This window comes from Pseudoxanthomonas spadix (assembly GCF_003703395.1).
GTDB lineage: Bacteria > Pseudomonadota > Gammaproteobacteria > Xanthomonadales > Xanthomonadaceae > Pseudoxanthomonas_A > Pseudoxanthomonas_A spadix.
Genome location: NZ_RDQN01000002.1, coordinates 105,456 through 123,974, shown reverse-complemented (window position 1 = coordinate 123,974; position 18,519 = coordinate 105,456). Strand labels below are relative to the sequence as shown.

Annotated in this window: 14 protein-coding genes; 9 read left to right on the top strand and 5 right to left on the bottom strand. The window is 67.8% G+C overall.

Annotation, left to right across the window (positions count from 1 at the left end):
- Positions 1–66: 66 nt before the first annotated feature.
- From accC to D9R12_RS03155, 5 genes are all read right to left on the bottom strand, one after another.
- Entirely contained in the window at positions 67–1,434 is a 1,368-nt protein-coding gene (accC, locus tag D9R12_RS03175; RefSeq protein ID WP_122227945.1) for an acetyl-CoA carboxylase biotin carboxylase subunit, read from the bottom strand.
- Between the two features lie 138 nt (positions 1,435–1,572).
- The gene (gene accB, locus D9R12_RS03170; RefSeq protein ID WP_122227942.1) at positions 1,573–2,082 is read right to left on the bottom strand and encodes an acetyl-CoA carboxylase biotin carboxyl carrier protein; all 510 of its coding nucleotides are present in this window, start codon (positions 2,080–2,082) and stop codon (positions 1,573–1,575) included.
- A gap of 246 nt (positions 2,083–2,328) precedes the next feature.
- Positions 2,329–2,943 carry a TlpA family protein disulfide reductase gene (locus tag D9R12_RS03165; RefSeq protein WP_122227938.1) on the bottom strand — a complete coding sequence of 205 codons (615 nt, stop codon included), beginning with the start codon at positions 2,941–2,943 and terminating at the stop codon, positions 2,329–2,331.
- Positions 2,940–5,228, bottom strand: a complete 2,289-nt coding sequence (locus D9R12_RS03160) for a protein-disulfide reductase DsbD family protein (protein WP_122227935.1) — start codon at positions 5,226–5,228, stop codon at positions 2,940–2,942. The genes D9R12_RS03165 and D9R12_RS03160 overlap by 4 nt, the downstream gene beginning before the upstream one ends.
- A gap of 98 nt (positions 5,229–5,326) precedes the next feature.
- Positions 5,327–5,749, bottom strand: a complete 423-nt coding sequence (locus tag D9R12_RS03155) for a helix-turn-helix transcriptional regulator (protein ID WP_170159120.1) — start codon at positions 5,747–5,749, stop codon at positions 5,327–5,329.
- A 611-nt stretch (positions 5,750–6,360) separates the two neighbouring features.
- Between D9R12_RS03155 and groES the strand changes: the two genes are divergently transcribed.
- The 9 genes from groES (at position 6,361) to D9R12_RS16110 (ending at position 18,507) form a co-directional block, all read left to right on the top strand.
- Positions 6,361–6,648, top strand: coding sequence for a co-chaperone GroES (groES, locus tag D9R12_RS03150; protein ID WP_014161640.1), 288 nt, complete (start codon positions 6,361–6,363; stop codon positions 6,646–6,648).
- A 64-nt stretch (positions 6,649–6,712) separates the two neighbouring features.
- The gene (gene groL / locus D9R12_RS03145; RefSeq protein WP_014161639.1) at positions 6,713–8,353 is read left to right on the top strand and encodes a chaperonin GroEL; all 1,641 of its coding nucleotides are present in this window, start codon (positions 6,713–6,715) and stop codon (positions 8,351–8,353) included.
- A gap of 391 nt (positions 8,354–8,744) precedes the next feature.
- Positions 8,745–9,818 (top strand): 3-deoxy-7-phosphoheptulonate synthase, encoded by a 1,074-nt coding sequence (locus D9R12_RS03140; protein WP_014161638.1) that lies wholly within the window; start codon positions 8,745–8,747, stop codon positions 9,816–9,818.
- Between the two features lie 81 nt (positions 9,819–9,899).
- On the top strand, positions 9,900–12,116 hold the full coding sequence (locus tag D9R12_RS03135) for a hypothetical protein (protein WP_122227932.1): 2,217 nt from the start codon (positions 9,900–9,902) through the stop codon (positions 12,114–12,116).
- Positions 12,117–12,393: 277 nt separating this feature from the next.
- Positions 12,394–13,773, top strand: a complete 1,380-nt coding sequence (locus D9R12_RS03130; protein ID WP_014161636.1) for a S8 family peptidase — start codon at positions 12,394–12,396, stop codon at positions 13,771–13,773.
- Positions 13,774–13,875: 102 nt separating this feature from the next.
- Positions 13,876–14,865 (top strand): lipoyl synthase, encoded by a 990-nt coding sequence (gene lipA / locus D9R12_RS03125; RefSeq protein WP_014161635.1) that lies wholly within the window; start codon positions 13,876–13,878, stop codon positions 14,863–14,865.
- A 222-nt stretch (positions 14,866–15,087) separates the two neighbouring features.
- On the top strand, positions 15,088–17,295 hold the full coding sequence (locus tag D9R12_RS03120; protein ID WP_122227929.1) for a carboxy terminal-processing peptidase: 2,208 nt from the start codon (positions 15,088–15,090) through the stop codon (positions 17,293–17,295).
- A gap of 172 nt (positions 17,296–17,467) precedes the next feature.
- Positions 17,468–18,367 carry a drug/metabolite exporter YedA gene (yedA, locus tag D9R12_RS03115; RefSeq protein WP_122227926.1) on the top strand — a complete coding sequence of 300 codons (900 nt, stop codon included), beginning with the start codon at positions 17,468–17,470 and terminating at the stop codon, positions 18,365–18,367.
- A 14-nt stretch (positions 18,368–18,381) separates the two neighbouring features.
- The gene (locus D9R12_RS16110; protein WP_280518423.1) at positions 18,382–18,507 is read left to right on the top strand and encodes a hypothetical protein; all 126 of its coding nucleotides are present in this window, start codon (positions 18,382–18,384) and stop codon (positions 18,505–18,507) included.
- Positions 18,508–18,519: the final 12 nt, after the last annotated feature.

Genomic DNA, 18,519 nt, shown 5'->3' with positions numbered 1-18,519 from the left:
GGGCACCAGGAAGCAGCGCGCTCCCCCCGCCTTTTCTTCTTCAACGCCCCTGACGCTTTGGAGACGTCAGCTCAGCGAGATGGCCTTGGTCTTGCGTTCGGCCAGGCGCTTTTCCAGGTAATGGATGTTCTGGCCGCCGGCCTGGAAGCCCTTGTCGCGCATGATGCGCTGCTGCAGCGGCACGTTGGTCTTGATGCCTTCGATCACCGTCTCGTTGAGCGCCACCTGCATGCGCGCGATCGCCGTTGCCCGGTCCGGGCCGTGCACGATCAGCTTGCCGATCATCGAGTCGTAGTTCGGCGGCACCCGATAGCCTTCGTAGATGTGGGTATCCACGCGCACGCCGGGGCCGCCGGGCGGGTGGAAATGCTGAATCAGGCCCGGATGCGGCATGAAGGTCTCCGGATCCTCGGCATTGATGCGGCACTCGATCGCGTGGCCGGTCAGCACGATGTCGCGCTGTTTGATCGACAGCTTCTGGCCGGCGGCGATCCGCAGCTGCTCGCAGACCAGGTCGATGCCGGTCACCAGCTCGGTCACCGGGTGCTCGACCTGGATGCGGGTGTTCATTTCGATGAAGTAGAAGCGGCCGGCTTCGTAGAGGAACTCGAAGGTGCCCGCACCGCGGTAGCCGATGCGCAGGCAGGCCTCCACGCAGACCTTGCCGATCTCGTTGCGCTGCTCGATGGTGATGCCCGGGGCCGGGGCTTCCTCGACCACCTTCTGGTGGCGGCGCTGCATCGAGCAGTCGCGCTCGCCCAGGTGGATGGCGTTGCCCTGGCCGTCGGCCAGGACCTGGATCTCCACGTGGCGCGGGTTCTCCAGGAATTTCTCCATGTAGACCTGGTCGTTGCCGAAAGCGGCCTTGGCCTCGGACTTGGTGGTCTCGATGGCGGCCTTGAGCGCACCTTCGGCGTGGACCACGCGCATGCCGCGCCCGCCACCGCCGCCAGCGGCCTTGATGATCACCGGATAGCCGATCTCGCGGGCGATCTTGGTGTTGGTGACGATCTCATCGCCCAATGGGCCGCCCGAGCCGGGTACGCACGGCACCCCGGCCGCGCTCATCGCGCGGATGGCCTCGACCTTGTCGCCCATCAGACGGATGGTCTCGGCCCTGGGGCCGATGAAGATGAAACCGGATTCCTCCACGCGCTCGGCGAAGTCGGCGTTTTCCGACAGGAAGCCGTAACCGGGGTGGATGGCCTGGGCGTCGGTGACCTCGGCCGCGGCGATCAGCGCCGGGATGTTGAGGTAGCTCCCGCTCGAGGGGGCCGGGCCGATGCAGACCGACTCGTCGGCCATGGCCACGTGCTTGAGATTGCGGTCGACGGTGGAATGCACCGCGACCGTGCGGATGCCCAGGGTCTGGCACGCGCGCAGGATGCGCAGCGCGATCTCGCCGCGGTTGGCGATGACAACTTTATCTAGCATGGGGAGGTTCCGAGGCACGGGGTGTTTTCGGGACCCGGGACCCGGGACCGGGGACCCGGAAAAGAAAAGGCCGAAAAAGCGCTTGCGCCTGGCCCCTGCTCTTCCGGGTCCCCGGTCCCGGGTCCCGGGTCCCCGCTTTCAGCCGATCACGAACAGCGGCTGGTCGAACTCGACCGGCTGGCCGGTTTCGGCCAGGATCGCCACGATCGTGCCGGAGGCGTCGGCTTCGATCGGGTTGAACATCTTCATCGCCTCGATGATGGCCAGGGTGTCGCCGGCCTTGACCTGCTGGCCGACGGTGACGAACACCGGCTTGTCCGGCGCCGGCGCCGTGTAGAACGTGCCGACCATCGGCGAACGCACCACGTGGCCGTCGGGCAGCGCCTGCCCCGGACTTGATCCGGGGGCGTTGCCCGGCCTGGCGCTGCCGCCGGTGGAGGCTTCGGTGGGCGAGCCCATCGGCATCGGCCTGGGCTCGGCGGGCGCGGCAGCGGGCAGGGCGTGCTGCATCGGCGCGGCCGCGGCGGCGTAGTGGCCCTGCGGCACGCGCGCCAAGCGGACCGACTCTTCGCCCTCCTTGATCTCGATCTCGGCGAGATTGGATTCTTCCAGCAGGTCGATGAGCTTCTTGATCTTGCGCAGGTCCATGAAAGGCCTCTGGGGTTGCGTCAGTGACAAAGGGAAAGGGGCGGCCGGGGCGCGTCAGCGGGTGGTGGTGCCAGTGACGGCCGGCGCGACGATGCGGGTGGCGGGTCGGCGCGGCGGGCTGACGGCCAGGACAGGAGCCAGCGGCGCGTTCGGCTGCAGCAGGTTGGCCATCGGGCGCTCCACGACGAAGGCGGCAGTCTGGAGGAAGCCGGCAATGCTGTCCAGTTCGCCGAACTTTCAGGTGATTTAATCGCGCGTTTGAATTCCGGCCGGTGCCGCGACCGGCGCCTCGGCCCAGCCGTCGATTTCGTCCGGCGCGAACGGGCCGGTCTTCTGCCGCAGCACGCGCCCGTCGGCCCCGACCAGCACGCTGTAGGGCAGCACGCCGGCGCGGTTGCCCAGCCGGACGCTGGCATCGGACGGCCCGGGCTGTTCCAGCACCAGCCGATAGCGCACCGGGGTGCGTTGGAGGAAGGCGCGCACGCCTTCGGGCGTGTCCAGGGCCAGGCCGAGCACCTGCACGCCTTCGGCGCCCTGCGCGGCGGCAAAGCGGTCCAGCGCCGGCATTTCCTCCACGCACGGCCCGCACCAGCTGGCCCAGACGTTGATCAGCAGCGGGCGGCCCTGGGCCAGGCTGCGCAGGTTGACGGGGTTGCCCTCCAGATCGGGCAGGGTCAGTGCCGGCAGCAGGTCGCCAGGCGCGGCCGGCCTCAAGCCACTGGGAACCGGTGGGTCTGGCGCGGTGATGGCTTCGACCGCGGGCATGTGGCCAGGCCGTGCTTGCCACCACAGGCCCGCCAGCACCCCGAGCACGCCGGCGGCCAGCGCAGCCAACAGCAAGGCGATGCCGCTGCGGTTCATTGCCGGGCGGCGCGCTGCAGGGCGTCGCTGACCATCTGCTGGGTCAGGATCGTGGGTAGCACCTCACCTTCGCCGCCACTGCCGGGAAACACCACGTACAGCGGCACGCCGACCGCGTTGTAGCGGGTCAGGAAGGCGGTGATGGTCGGATCGACGTTGGTCCAGTCGCCGCGCATGCGCACGGCATTGGCGCTGCGCAGCGCGGCGCGAAACGCCTCGCGGTCCAGGACTGCGTTCTCGTTGGCCTTGCACGACACGCACCAGGCCGCGCCCATGTCCACGAACACCACCCGGCCCTGTTTGCGCAGCTGCGCCAGGCGCGCAGGCGAGTAGGGCTCGCTGCCGTCGGCCGGGGCGGTCGTCGCGGCAACGGAAGGCGCCGGCAATCGCGGCAGCAGGACCAGTGGCACGATCGACAACACCAGCAGCGCCAGCGCCAGCGTGCGGCGCAGCGGCGCGGCCTGGAACCGCACCCGCTGCAGGGCCCACAGTCCCAGCGCCAGCACCACCAGCCCGGCCAGGGCCAGCGCGACCGCATCGATGCCGCGCTGCTTGCCCAGCACCCACAGCAGCCACACCGCGGTCAGGTACATCGGGAAGGCCAGCACCTGCTTGAGCGTGTCCATCCACGCGCCCGGGCGCGGCAGGCGCCTGGCCAGCCCCGGCACCAGCCCGATCAGCAGGAACGGCAGCGCCATGCCCACCCCGAGCAGGGCGAACACCGCCAGTGCCAATGGCAGCGGCGCGGCGAAGGCAAACGCCAGCGCGGTGCCCATGAACGGCGTCGTGCACGGCGCGGCCACCACCACCGCCAGCACGCCGGTGAAGAAGTCGCCGCTCAGGCCGCCGCGTGCGGCCAGTCCGCGGCCCGCTCCGGCCAGCCCATAGCCGACCGCGAACACGCCCGACAGGCTCAGGCCCACGGCGAACATCACGTACACCAGCGCCGCGACCATCAATGGCTGCTGCAGCTGGAAGCCCCAGCCCAGTGCCTGCCCGGTCGCACGAAGCCCCAGCGCAACGGCACCGACCACCAGGAAGCTCAGCATCACCCCGGCCGCATAGGACAGCGCACTGGCGCGCGCGTGTTGGCTGCCGCGCCCGCCTTCGGCCAACGACAGCGCCTTGAGCGAGAGCACCGGCAGCACGCACGGCATCACGTTGAGGATCAGTCCGCCCAGCAGCGCGCCCAGCAGCGCCAGCAGCCAGGTCCCGCCGCCGCTGCGCTGCGCGCGGGCCAGCAGCTCCGGCGGCGGGGTCGAGCGCGGCACCTGCGCCGCTGCGCTGGCAGCGGCCGACGGCACGGCGCGGTCGTTCTCCAGCGCGATCGGCGCGGCGGCCTGCGCAGCGGCGGCGACACGCTCGGCTGCAGGCGTGCGCGTGCCGGCGGGAATCGACAGCGCCACCTCACGGGTCATCGGCGGATAGCAGATGCCATCGGTCTGGCAGCCCTGGAAGGTCACCTGCAGGGTCGCCCTGGCTGCTTCGGGACGGTCACGCAGCACCGGCACCGGCACCTCGACCTGGTCGAAGTACACCGTGACCTCGCCGAAATGCGCGTCGCGATGGGACTGGCCCGGCGGCCACTGCGGATTGCCCAGCGACAGCCCGTCGGCCCCGGTCAGGGTCATGTGGGTGCGATCGCGGTACAGGTAGTAGCCCCTGGCCGGGGTGAAGCGCAGCAGCAGCTGGTTGCCATGGCCGGCAATGGCCTCAAAGCCGAAGGCCTGCTCCTGCGCCAGCGGCACAGCATCGGTCGTGCCGGCGCCGGTGGCTGGCGGGCCGAACAACGCCAGGCTGCTGCGCGCGGCCGGGGCAACGCCCAGGCCGCCGGGCGACGTTGCGCTGGCCGGTGCCGCGGCCACCGCCACCTGCAGGGTCCGACTTTGCGGCGGGTAGCACACGCCCGCGTCGGCACAGCCCTGGTAACGCACCTTCAACGTGACCTGGCCGGCAGCGGCGGCCGTGCCTGGCAACAGCGCGTCCAGGCGGCCGCGGTAGGTTTCCACCGGGCCAAAATACGGGTCGGTGTGCTTTTCCCCGTCCGGCATCTGCAGCTCGCCCGCCTTGAAACCGGCGCCTTCGGCGGTCACCGCGGTGCGGTGCCGGTACAGGTAATAGCCGTCGGCAATCTTCCAGCGCAGGGCGATGCCCTGGCCGGTGGCCTCGGCGGTCGGCACGAAGGCCTGATCCACCGGCAGCAGGCTGGATTCGTCGACGGCTGCGGCGGGCAGGGCAAGGCAGAGCAGGACCAGCACACTGGCCAGACGGGCGATCAGCGACATGGCGCATAGCTTAGCCGAACCCATCGTTCGACCGGTCCGGGCGGGTCCCATGTGCGCTTCCGGTAGCAGAATTCCCCCGCAGGCCGAGTCCGCCGGCGTCAGCTGCGGCGGGACCCGGTCGTCCGCGCAGTACCGTGCGGGCGGGTCCGCCCGGTGCGCTGGGAAGCCAGGGTCTCCATCACTTCCAGCAGCGACAGCCGCGCCTTCAGCGGCGCCTCCCTGAATGCGCGGACCAGGCGGAACTCCAGCGGATCCTCGACCAGGATCGCCTCGGCGGTGGCGATCGAATCCAGCTCCGCGTCGCGCGAAAGCGTCATCGCCCCGCGCCCGGTGGCAAGCCATTCGAACTGGGTGCCGGTCGCCAGGGCGACCTCGCGCAGGTGCGACACGCTGGGGCTTTTGCCCTTCGGTGACTCCCAGTGACTGACCGCGCTTCGTTGCACCCCAACCGCTTCTGCCAACTGACTTTGCGAAAGACCCGCCAGGCGTCGTGCCATGCGGACTCGCTCGGGTGCATCCATCAAACCTCTCCGTGGCGACCGCCATGCTGAACTTCTGTGACCATAGCCAAACATTCCACGGAGCGGAATGGAAAGCGACACCATTACTAACGTGTTGACCGAAAATAGGCAGAGATTGCCCGCTTTTGGTAACTGATTTGCTGAGAGTTCAGGGCAGGCATGATTTTTTCAAGGCGCAGGTTACCTGTGCTCACTGTGTTTCCATTATTTTGGAGCAGTTCAGGCTTTGCCTCGCCGCTGCTTCGCTGGTATCCCTGTGCCCGTTGGCAGGGACGTCGACAGACAGGACGTCGCCGGGGAGTTGGCGCAGGTCACGGCCTACGGATCAGGACTTCTTCACCATCCCCTGGAAGGGCACGCATGCCGCACATGCGTGCTCTTCTTTTTTATGTGCTTTCTGCAGCGCCGCGGCCCGCGCGCGCTATCGTGTCGGGGCAAAAAATGTCGCGGCCGCCCTTGAAAGCCCGCCCCCATGCCCCCACCTGCCGTGTCAGCCCACCGCATCTTGTGATGCACGGGTTCTTTGTCGCCGCCGCGCTGGCACTCGTCATGGGCGAGTGCTAACATGGCCGGCCCTTTCCTAGTCCAATCAATCACTTAAGAGGATTGACATGAGCAATATCAAGCCGCTGTTCGACCGCGTGGTCATCAAGCGTATGGAAGAAGAAAAGCTGTCCGCGGGCGGCATCGTGATCCCCGACTCGGCTGCTGAGAAGCCGATCAAGGGCGAAGTCGTCGCCGTGGGTCCCGGCAAGGTCCTGGACAACGGCACCGTACGCGCTCCGCAGGTCAAGGTTGGCGACAAGGTCCTGTTCGGCAAGTACAGCGGCACGGAAGTGAAGCTGGACGGCACCGACTACCTGGTGGTGAAGGAAGAGGACATCTTCGCGACGCTCTGAGCCCGCGCGGTGTCTGTCTGACTTCTTCATTCCCTACACATCAAGACAACTGAGGTAATACCCAATGGCTGCCAAGGACATTCGTTTCGGTGAAGACGCCCGCGCCCGCATGGTGCGCGGTGTCAACGTACTCGCCAATGCCGTCAAGGCCACCCTCGGCCCGAAGGGCCGCAACGTCGTGCTCGAGAAGAGCTACGGCGCCCCGACCATCACCAAGGATGGCGTCTCGGTCGCCAAGGAAATCGAGCTGGCCGATAAGTTCGAGAACATGGGCGCGCAGATGGTCAAGGAAGTCGCCTCGCGCACCTCCGACAATGCCGGTGACGGCACCACCACCGCGACCGTGCTGGCCCAGGCCTTCATCCGCGAAGGCATGAAGGCCGTCGCTGCCGGCATGAACCCGATGGATCTCAAGCGTGGCATCGACAAGGCCGTGACCGCTGCGGTGGCCGAGCTGAAGAACATCTCCAAGCCCACCGCCGACGACAAGGCCATCGCCCAGGTCGGCACGATCTCGGCCAACTCGGACGAGTCGATCGGCAACATCATTGCCGAGGCCATGAAGAAGGTCGGCAAGGAAGGCGTGATCACCGTCGAGGAAGGTTCGGGCCTGGACAACGAGCTGGACGTGGTGGAGGGCATGCAGTTCGACCGCGGCTACCTCTCGCCGTACTTCATCAACAACCAGCAGAGCCAGTCGGCCGACCTGGAAGACCCGTTCATCCTGCTGCACGACAAGAAGATCTCCAATGTCCGTGACCTGCTGCCCGTGCTGGAAGGCGTGGCCAAGGCCGGCAAGCCGCTGCTGATCGTGGCCGAGGAAGTCGAAGGCGAAGCACTGGCCACGTTGGTGGTCAACACCATCCGCGGCATCGTCAAGGTCGTGGCCGTCAAGGCCCCGGGCTTCGGCGACCGTCGCAAGGCGATGCTGGAAGACATGGCCGTGCTGACCGGCGGCACCGTGATCTCCGAAGAAGTGGGCCTGTCGCTGGAGAAGGCCACCATCAAGGATCTGGGCCGGGCCAAGAAGGTGCAGGTCTCCAAGGAGAACACCACCATCATCGATGGCGCCGGCGATACCGGCAGCATCGAGTCGCGGATCAAGCAGATCAAGGCGCAGATCGAGGAGACCTCTTCGGACTACGACCGCGAGAAGCTGCAGGAACGCGTGGCCAAGCTGGCCGGCGGCGTGGCGGTGATCAAGGTCGGGGCCTCCACCGAGATCGAGATGAAGGAAAAGAAGGCCCGCGTCGAAGACGCCCTGCACGCCACCCGCGCGGCAGTGGAAGAAGGCGTGGTCCCGGGCGGTGGCGTTGCGCTGATCCGCGCCAAGGCCAACCTGGGCCAGATCCGGGGCATCAACGAAGACCAGAACCACGGCATCGAGATCGCCCTGCGCGCGATGGAAGCCCCGCTGCGTGAGATCGTGACCAACGCCGGTGAAGAGCCGTCGGTGATCCTCAACCGGGTCAAGGAAGGCACGGGCAACTTCGGCTACAACGCCGCTACCGGTGAGTTTGGCGACATGGTCCAGTTCGGCATCCTGGATCCGACCAAGGTCACCCGCACTGCGCTGCAGAACGCCGCGTCGATTGCCGGCCTGATGATCACCACCGAGGCGATGGTGGCCGAGTCGCCGAAGAAGGACGAGCCGGCGATGCCGGCCGGCGGTGGCATGGGCGACATGGGCGGCATGGGCTTCTAAGCCAGCCACACACGCGCTACCCGAGTCAGGAGAACCCCGCCGCATGGCGGGGTTCTCTGTTGTGGGCCTGTGCATCGCACGGGTTGCACATGAAACATTCGCAAGCTCGCAAAAGTCGTGTTATCAATTGCCGCTCAATGAACACCGACCGCGCCCGCTATTACTTTTGGTTTCCAAAGCCCACGGCGGAGGAAGGAGCGCGTTCACCCTGAAGAAACCCTTCAGACGCATCCGGAAAGCCGCCAGCGACCCTGGCGGCTTTTTTTGTAGCTGGCCATCCCTGGCCGCCACTGTTCGGCCCTTCGCTGCGCGACGTCAAAAAATGCCTCCCTGCAATCTTTTGTTGCCAGCCTGCTTCAACTTCCACTCAAAGACACCAGAGACTCTCAAGATGGCCCCGCTGACCTCAGACCTGCGCATCCGCAAGATCGAACCGCTCACCACACCGGCCGAGCTGATCGAGGAGTTCCCCTGCGACGAGGCGGTCTCCGCCACCGTCTCCCAAGCGCGCAGCGCGCTGCACCGGATCCTGCACGGGCGCGATGACCGCCTCGCGGTGGTGATCGGCCCGTGCTCGATCCACGACCCCGAGGCCGCGATCGAATACGCCCGGCGCCTGCGCCCGCTGCGCGATGTCCTCGGCGGCGAGCTGGAAATCATCATGCGCGTGTACTTCGAAAAGCCGCGCACCACCGTGGGCTGGAAGGGCCTGATCAACGACCCGCACCTGGACGGTAGCTTCCGTATCAACGAGGGCCTGGCGCTGGCGCGCGGGCTGCTGCGCGACATCAACGCGCTGGGCCTGCCGGCCGGCTGCGAGTACCTGGACGTGATCTCGCCGCAGTACATCTCCGACCTGGTGGCCTGGGGCGCGATCGGCGCGCGTACCACCGAGAGCCAGATCCATCGCGAGATGGCCAGTGGCCTGTCGTGCCCGGTGGGCTTCAAGAACGGCACCAGCGGCGATGTCAAGATTGCAGTGGACGCAGTCGGGGCGGCTTCGCACCCGCATCATTTCCTGGCCGTCACCAAGGACGGCCAGTCGGCGATTGCCTCGACCACCGGCAACCCGGACTGCCACGTGATCCTGCGCGGCGGCAAGACGCCCAATTTCGACGCGGCCAGCGTCCAGGCCGCCAGCGAAGTGCTGGAAAAAAATGGCCTGACGCCCCGGCTGATGGTCGACGCCAGCCACGCCAACAGCAGCAAGAAGCCGGAAAACCAGCCGGCCGTGATCGAGGACATCGCCACCCAGCTGGAGGCCGGCCAGTCGCGCATCATGGGGGTGATGGTCGAAAGCCATCTGGTCGCCGGCCGGCAGGACCTGGTCCAGGGCCAGCCGCTGACCTATGGCCAGAGCATCACCGACGGTTGCCTTGGCTGGGACGCATCGGTGGCCGTGCTTGAGCGTCTGGCCGCGGCGGTACGCGCCCGTCGTCTGCGCGCGGTGTCGCAGGCGGCCTGATTCATCGACCGGGACCGGATCGCCAGGCAGGTCAGGTCCCGGTCAGGTCTCGGTCACACGCCCTGATCACCCCGATCGGGCATGCTGGTGCGGATGGAGGACGCCACTTCGCAACCGGCCCGACCCGCGCGCCTGTCGCCGCGACATCGTCGTTGGCTGCGCCGTACCGCCTGGACGTTGCTGGCCTGCTACCTGGGCTACCTGGCGCTGGGCAATGTGTACCTCAACACCGCCCTGGGGCCGTGGAGCATCAACCGCAAGCCCGAGAAGTTCACCATGCAATGGGGGCGCGGGTTGACCTGGTGGCCGGGCGAAGTGGTGCTGTGGGATGTGTCGATGCGCGGCCACGTCGGACGCACGGTGTGGTCGCTGCAGTCCAGGCGCACCAGCGGACACATTTCGGTGTTCGGGGTGCTGGGCAAGCAGCTCTATGTGCCGCGCGTGCGTGCCACCGATGTCACAGGCAGCGTTGAACGGGTTGCCGATGAGATTCCGCCACCGCCACAGCGCCCCGGCGCCTGGCTGCTGAACTTCCCTTCGATCACCAGCGACAGCGTGCGTGGGGGACGTTTCAACAGGCTGGTGCTGACCGGGCAGGGCAAGGCCAGGGTCGGCTTCAGCAAGCGCCTGCGCGGCGGACCGGCGGAACTGCTGGAATCGACCGCCCACTTCGATGCGGCGCGCCTGGCCCAGGGTGACACCGCTTTTTTGCAGGATGCGGCGCTGGACGCGCGGTTTGCGATGACGCCGGTCACCTATGCCCAGGCCAGGGGCGTGGAGAAACTGCGCTACATGCGCATCGGCGTTACCGTTGACGGTGACACGCCCGCGCTGTCGGCACGCCAGGATGATTCTGGCGAGCTGCAGCTGCACCTGCAGCCCGGCCAGGGGCATGTGCAGGGCACGCTGGCGATGGAGCGCGCGGCACTGAAGTCCGGCGGCGCGCTGTCGTGGCGGATGCCGGTGACCATCACCGATCGCGGTGGCCAGCTCCACCGCAGCACGCTGGCCGCGCAGCTCGCGGTCGACCAGGATCTGCATCTGAAGGCGGACATGCCGGCCCAGGTCGGGGGGGTGCTGGCGCTGAGCGCCGACGTGCACGCAGACGGCACCGGGATCCCGTTGAAGAACATGCGCTCGCTGTTGCCCCGCACCTCAGGCCGGGTGGCTGGGCAGTGGCAGTTCTCGTCGCTGAAATGGGTCACGGCGCTGTTCGTGCATGTGCCCTGGCTGACCCTGGACGGGTCCGGCCGGGTGGAGGGCGACATCACCCTGGACCACGGCGTGCTGCAACCGGGCAGTCGCCTGGCTGTGCCGCGGGTGCAGGCCCGGGCCGATGTCCTGGGCCAGCGCGTGACCGGCAGCGGCAGGGCCCACGCCCAGCTGGAAGCGGACAAGGCCGGGCGCGCACGTTCGCGGGTGGACGTGGCCCTGAGCCAATACAGCGTGGCCGCACTGGACGATCTCAAGCGTCCCTACATCCGCGGCAACGACCTGCGCCTGTACACCAGGACCGACCCGGACCTGGCCAAGGCCCGGATGTCGCTGCAGGCCCAGGCCGAGTTCACCGACGCCCAGGTGCCGGACCTGCGCGCCTACAACCGCTTCCTGCCCAACGATCATCTGCGCTTCGACGGCGGCGCCGGCACGTTGTCCGGGCAACTTGCGCTGGACGCGGCAGGCAACGCGGGCAATGGCCGGGTGCGCATCGCCGGCCGCGGGGCGCAGGTGCATGCTGCGAGCCTGGCCCTGCGCAGCGATGTGGACATCGACCTGAAACTGCAGCGCGCCGACCTGCAGCGCCAGCGCTTTCACATCGGTGGCAGCAAGCTGGCGCTGAGCAATGTCAGTTTTGCCCAGCCCGGCAATGCCGGCAGCGGCTGGTGGGCCCGGGCAAGCCTGCCGCGCGCGCAGCTGGACGTGACCGACCAGCGCCTGGCGGTGGACGGCCGGGTCAGCACCCGGATGAAGGACGTGGGTTTTCTGCTGGACCTGTTTTCCCAGGACAGCGACTACCCGCAGTGGATGGTCAAGCTGGTGGACGTGGGCACCGTGCAGGCCTCGGCCCGGGTGCGCTGGCAGCGCAAGGACCTGGTAGTGGAAGACATCGACGCCAGCAACGACCGCTTCGACCTGGTCGGGCGCTTCCGGTTGCGTGGCGATGACAAGGCCCAAGGTGACCTGTATGCCCGTTGGGGTGTGCTGGGCGCGGCGGTGGAATTGCGCCAGGGCGAGCATCAGTTCCACCTGCTGGGCGCCAAGCGCTGGTACCAGGCCCAGCCGCCGTATCTGGAGTGAGGCCTGTCCGGCTTGCCAGCGCGGCTTTTTGCAGTGCAGCGTGCAAAGCCGAAAAAGCAGGCGCAAGATCGCCCTGCATCCCGACGTGGGGGAGGGAGCAGGGCCCGTAACTGGCGCAAGCCGTTACGGGCTTTTTAGTGTCTGGGGGTGGGAGCCCTGGCCTGTCGCGTGACGCGGTTGCGGACAGCGCTTGCGACGACGGTGACGGTGGAATAGGCTCGCCGAGTGTGATGTTCAGCCCATATTTATCCCGTCATCCTTCATGAGATCCCCCGTCATGCAGAAGATTTCCCTGGCCATCGCCGTGGCCATGTCCCTGGCAACCGCCGCCACTGCGCACGCGACGAGTTACGTGGTGACCGCAAAGAGCAAGACCTTCGACAGCAAGTTCGAGCACAGGCTCCAGGCGGCCGGCGCCACCATCACCGCGCGCCTGCCGCAGATCGGGGTGGCCATCGTCGAGGCCGACGCCGATTTCGGCAGCCGCGCCTCCAGGCTCAGCGGGGTGCGTTCGGCAGTGCCGGATGTGGTGATCCAGTTCGATCTGGAGGGTGGCCGCGAGGAACTCGACGCCGACTACGCCAATCCTCCCTATTCCGGCGATGACGACGCCTTCTTCGACCTGCAATGGGGCCATGCGGCCATCGACGCGGCCGGCGCCTGGAATGCCGGGTACCGAGGGGCCGGCGCCACCGTGGCGGTGCTGGACTCGGGCATCTATTGCCAGCACCTGGACATCACCCCCAACCTGCTGGCGCCACTGTCAGCCTCCTTCGTCCCCGGCGAGGCCTACTGCAACACCTCCGGCAGCAGCCATGGCACCCACACCTCGGGCACCGTGCTGGCCGCCGACAACGGCATCGGCACCATTGGCGTGGCCCCGGAAGCCAAGCTGATCGCGGTCAAGGTGCTCAGCGCGGCCAGCGGCAGCGGCAGCTTCGGCGGCATCATCCAGGGCATCGTCTACGCGGCCGACGCCGGCGCCGATGTCATCAACATGAGCCTGGGCGTGGGCGGTGGGCTGCCGGTGGGCGGCAAGGAGGTGGCCGAACTGATCAACGCCACCGCCCGCGCCACCCGCTATGCCTATGCCAAGGACGTCACCGTGGTGGCCTCGGCCGGCAACGACGGCCGCGACCTGGACCACGACAGCGGCAAGGTCTGCGATACCGACGGGGTCTGCACCACCGACAACCTGCGCGCGTTCCCGGCGCAGCTGCCGGGGGTGCTCGCGGTCAGTGCGCTTGGCCCGGTGGGCTGGCTGAAGGATCCGGCCAACCCGGATTTCGACATCCTTGCCAGCTACAGCAATTATGGGCAGTCGGCGATCGACTTCGCCGCGCCGGGCGGAAATTTCGACTACCCGGGCGAGGAGAACTGCACGCTGAAGGGCATCACCCGCCCGTGCTGGGTGTTCGACATGGTGATCAGCTCAACCTCCGGTATCGCCAGCTATGGCTGGTCGGCAGGTACCAGCATGGCCGCGCCGCACGTGTCCGGCGTGGCCGCGCTGATCATCGGCAAGCACGGCGGCTCCCTGGCCCCGAGCGAGGTGGAGCGCATCCTGCGTGCCTCCGCCGACGACCTGGGCAAGCCGGGCAACGACGATGCCTACGGCGCCGGTCGGGTGAACGCGGCGCGTGCCGTGCAGTACTGAGCGTCCCACCGCTGCAACCAAGGCCGCCTGTTCACCGGCGGCCTTTTTTGTCTTCCCTGGCCAGGCACGCAGCAGGTGCCGGGCAGGCGGTAGAATGGGACCATGCCTGATTCCCGCGCCATCCAGATCCAAGTCGTGAGCTCTGCGCCGCAGCCCGGTGCCAAGCAGCTGGGCAATGACAAGATTGCTCGTTCCCCGGTCCAGTTCGCCAAGGCGCCCGTGTTGCGCAAGCCGTCCTGGATCCGGGTGCGCATTCCGTCCGGCAACGCGGTGGCCAACCTCAAGGCCAAGCTGCGCGAGAACCGCCTGGTCACGGTATGCGAGGAAGCCAGCTGCCCGAACATCCACGAATGCTTCGGCCACGGCACGGCGACCTTCATGATCCTGGGCGAGGTGTGCACGCGGCGCTGCTCGTTCTGTGACGTGGCCCATGGCCGGCCCAAGCCGCCCGAGCCTGGCGAGCCGCTGAGCCTGGCCACCACCGTGGCCGAGATGGGCCTGAAATACGTGGTGGTGACCAGCGTGGACCGCGACGACCTGCGCGACGGCGGCGCCCAGCATTTCGCCGATTGCATCAGCGCCATCCGCAGCCATTCGCCCGGCACCCGGGTGGAAATCCTGACCCCGGACTTCCGCGGCAAGGGCCGCATGGACCGCGCGCTGGAGATCCTGGCGACCAGCCCGCCAGACGTGTTCAACCACAACATCGAGACCGTGCCGGACCTGTATCCAAACGTCCGTCCGGGCGCCGACTACCAGTGGTCGCTGACCCTGCTGCAGAAGTTCAAGGCCCAGCATCCGGCCCTGCCGACCAAGTCCGGGATCATGCTCGGCCTGGGCGAGACCCTGGAGCAGGTGCAGGGCACGCTGCGCGATCTGCGTGCGCATGATGTGGACATGGTCACCATCGGCCAGTACCTGCAGCCCACCGCGCACCACCATCCGGTGCTGCGCTACTGGACCCCGGAGGAATTTGCCGAGCTGGAGCGCTACGGCCTGGCCCTGGGCTTCAGCCATGTCGCCTCCGGCCCGATGGTGCGCTCGTCCTACCATGCCGATCGTCAGGCGCTCCAGGCCGGTGTTGCCGGCTGAGCACGCTTGGCGCGCATCGATCCGTTCACGCGCCGTCTGGCCGAAGGCCCGGCGGCGTCGTTGTATCCGGGTCCCGCGTTCACATTGCGATACCGGCGCGCCGCTAGGCTGAAATGCACATGACAGCCTGCGCAACTTTCGACACTGTGATGCGGTCCATGTGCCTCGCCAACACCCCCCTCCACACGCCTTAGGCGGCCCTGCCGGCCGCGAGCCCATCCAATGAAAGCCAAGCGCTCCTACCTCCTTTTGGCCCTGGCCTTGCTGGCCCCCGTCGCGCTGCTCGCGCGGCCCGACGGCGACAAGCCGGCCACGGCTGCGGACTCGAGCGTGGTGCCGAGGGGACCGACCACCGACCAGTCCACGACCTCCAAACTGGTCTACGGACTGCTGTCTGACAGCCGGTACGCCTACCGCCCACGCAAGCTGGACGACGCGCTTTCGCAGGACGTCTACAAGCACTACCTGGATGCGCTGGATCCGAGCAAGCAGTTCTTCACCGCCCAGGACATCGAAGGCTTCATGCCCCTGTCCACGCAGCTGGACGAGGCGATCAAGAGCGGCCAGCTGACTCCGGCGTACGACATTTTCTCGGTCTACCGCAAGCGCGTCGGCGAGCGCGTGGCCCATGCCCGCAGGCTGGTGAAGGGCAACCATTTCGACTTCACCACCGATGAGCGCTGGGAATACGATCGCGAGCAGGCGCCGTGGGCCAAGGACGGCGCCGAGCTCGATGACCTGTGGCGCAAGTCGGTGATGAACGACTGGCTGCGCCTGAAGATGGCCGGCAAGAAGCCCGAGGCGATCGTCCAGACCCTGGACAAGCGCTACGCCAATCTGGAGCGCAGCGTGGAGGAGCTGGACAGCGAGGACGTCTTCCAGACTTTCCTCAACGCCTACACCTCGGCGGTGGATCCACACACCGATTACTTCACCCCCAAGACCGCCGAGCAGTTCAACCAGCAGATGTCGCTGTCGCTGGAAGGCATCGGTGCGGTCCTGCAGCGTCAGGACGACACGGTGGTGATCCGCGAGATCGTGCCCGGCGGCCCGGCCGACCTGTCCGGAAAGCTGCAGCCCGGGGCGCGCATCGTGGGCGTGGCCCAGGGCGATGGCGCCTTCACCGACGTGATCGGCTGGCGTACCGACGATGTGGTCGACCTGATCCGCGGCAAGAAAGGCACGCGGGTGCGGCTTGAATTCATTCCGCCGGAAGCCGGCGTGGATGGCCCGCCCAGCACCGTGACCATCGTGCGCGACCAGGTGAAGCTGGCCGAGCAGGCCGCCAAGAGCGAGATCATGACCTTGCCGGCCAGCGGTCGCGAACCCGAGCGCAGGATTGGCGTGATCAAGCTGCCGACGTTCTACCAGGATTTTGAAGGCCGCCGCCGCAATCCCAACGACTACACCTCGGCCACACGCGACGTGCGTCGCCTGCTGGACGGATTCAAGACCCAGAACATCGATGGCGTGGTGATGGACCTGCGCGCCAATGGCGGCGGTTCGCTGGACGAGGCGGTCGACCTGACCGGCCTGTTCATCGACCAGGGCCCGGTGGTGCAGGTGCGCGAGTCCGGCGGCCGGGTCTCGGTCAGCGGTGACACCGCCCAGGGGGTGTCCTGGGATGGCCCCCTGGCGGTGCTGATCAACCGTGGGTCGGCCTCGGCCTCGGAGATCTTCGCCGGTGCCATCCAAGACTATGGCCGTGGCTTGGTGATTGGCGAGACCAGCTTCGGCAAGGGCACCGTGCAGAACCTGGTGGACCTGGACCGCTGGCCGGCCAACGAAGGCAGGCGGCGCTTCGGTCAGCTCAAGCTGACCATCGCCCAGTTCTTCCGTGTGGCCGGTGGCAGTACCCAGCACAAGGGCGTGGTGCCGGACATCGCCTACCCCGCCAGCATCGATGCCACCGAGTATGGCGAGGCCACCTATCCCAACGCGCTGCCGTGGACCAGGATCGCCGGGGTCCCGCACACCCAGTACGGCAACTTCGCCCCGCTGCTGCCCAGGCTGGAAGCGCTGCACGAGACGCGGGCCAGGACCGACAAGGAATTCCTGTGGTGGTTGGAGGATGTGGCCTACTTCCGCGCCGAGGCGGCCAAGAAGTACGTCTCGCTCAACGAGGCCGAGCGCCGCGCTGAACGTGACCGGCAGGAGACCCTGCGCAAGCAGCGCCAGGAGGAGCGCAAGCGCCTGGGCCTGCCGCTGGACCCGCTGGCCGCCGACCTGTCCGACGACGGACTGGGTGCCAGCGAGCGCGACATCATCAAGGACGTCGCGCGCGAGAAGCTGGCCGAAAAGCGTCCCGATCCGCTGCTGCGCGAATCGGCCGCGATCCTGGGCGATGCGATCACTGTCTTGAGCCAGGACAAGACGCTCTCGGCCCAGGTGCTGCCCGAGTCGACCACGCCCAGCAGCTGGGCCGACTGATGAGGGCTCGGCCCGGATGATCCGAACGGGCGCCCTGCAGGCGTCCGTCTTTTTTTGCATGGCGCAGACCGGCCACGGACGTGGAACGGTCAGAAGCTGCAGCGCCGGTTTCCATCCGCGCGCGGCGGTGCTCGCCTAGACTGTGCGGCCTTTTGTGCAGGTGTCTGGCTCCATGGCCTCGTCCACGCCCACTCCGTCTTCGCCCAAAGCCCTGGCGGTCCTGACCGCGTTGCTGGCGGTGTACGTGGTGTGGGGCTCGACCTATCTGGGTATCCGCATCGCCCTGGATCACGGCATGCCGCCGCTGCTGGTGATCTCGGGCCTGCGCTTCGTGGTGGCCGGCGCGGTGATGTTCGCGGTGCTGCGGCTGAAGGGCGTGGCCGCGCCCACGCGCGCGCAGTGGAAGACGCTGGCGGTGATGGGGGCGTTGCTGCTGGGGTTGGGCAACGGTCTGGTGGTGCTGGCCGAAACCACGGTGTCCTCCGGCCTGGCCGCGGTGGCGGTGGCCTCGATGCCGGTGTGGATGGGCCTGTTCGGCATGCTGCGCGGGCAGCGCGCCACGCACGGGGAATGGCTTGGCATCGTGCTGGGCTTTGCCGGCGTGGTCTGGCTCAATGCCGGCGGCACCCTGACCGGCAGCCCGATGGGACTGCTGTACCTGCTGCTGTCGCCGCTGGCCTGGGCATTCGGCTCGGTGTGGTCGCGTGGCCGCGACCTGCCTTCGCCGTTCATGGCCGCCGCGGCGCAGATGCTCTGCGGCGGCGTGCTGCTGGTGGTCGCCGGCATGCTGCATGGCGAGCGCATCAACGCCTGGCCGCGGTGGGAGGGCGTGCTGGCGGTGGCCTACCTCGCGATGTTCGGTTCGGTCGTCGCGTTCACCGCCTATGTATGGCTGCTGCAGCACGTGCGCCCGGCGCTGGCCGCCAGCTATGCCTACGTCAATCCGGTCATCGCCGTGGCGCTGGGCGCCTGGCTGGCACACGAGCGCTTCACGGTCCAAGACCTGGGTGCGATGGCGCTGATCCTGGCCGGCGTGGTGGTGATCAACCTGGCGCGGTTGCGGACCAGGTGAACAGGGTGGCCTCGATGCCGGGTCGACGCGGCACGGCGGCCACGGTCGGCGTGCTCGTGGCGTGGGACCCGTTGCCGGTGTGCCGGCGGTTGCTGGCGCTGCAGATCAGCGCCCGGCACCTGGGCGTCACGAGCTTCTGAAGCGGCGCCAGG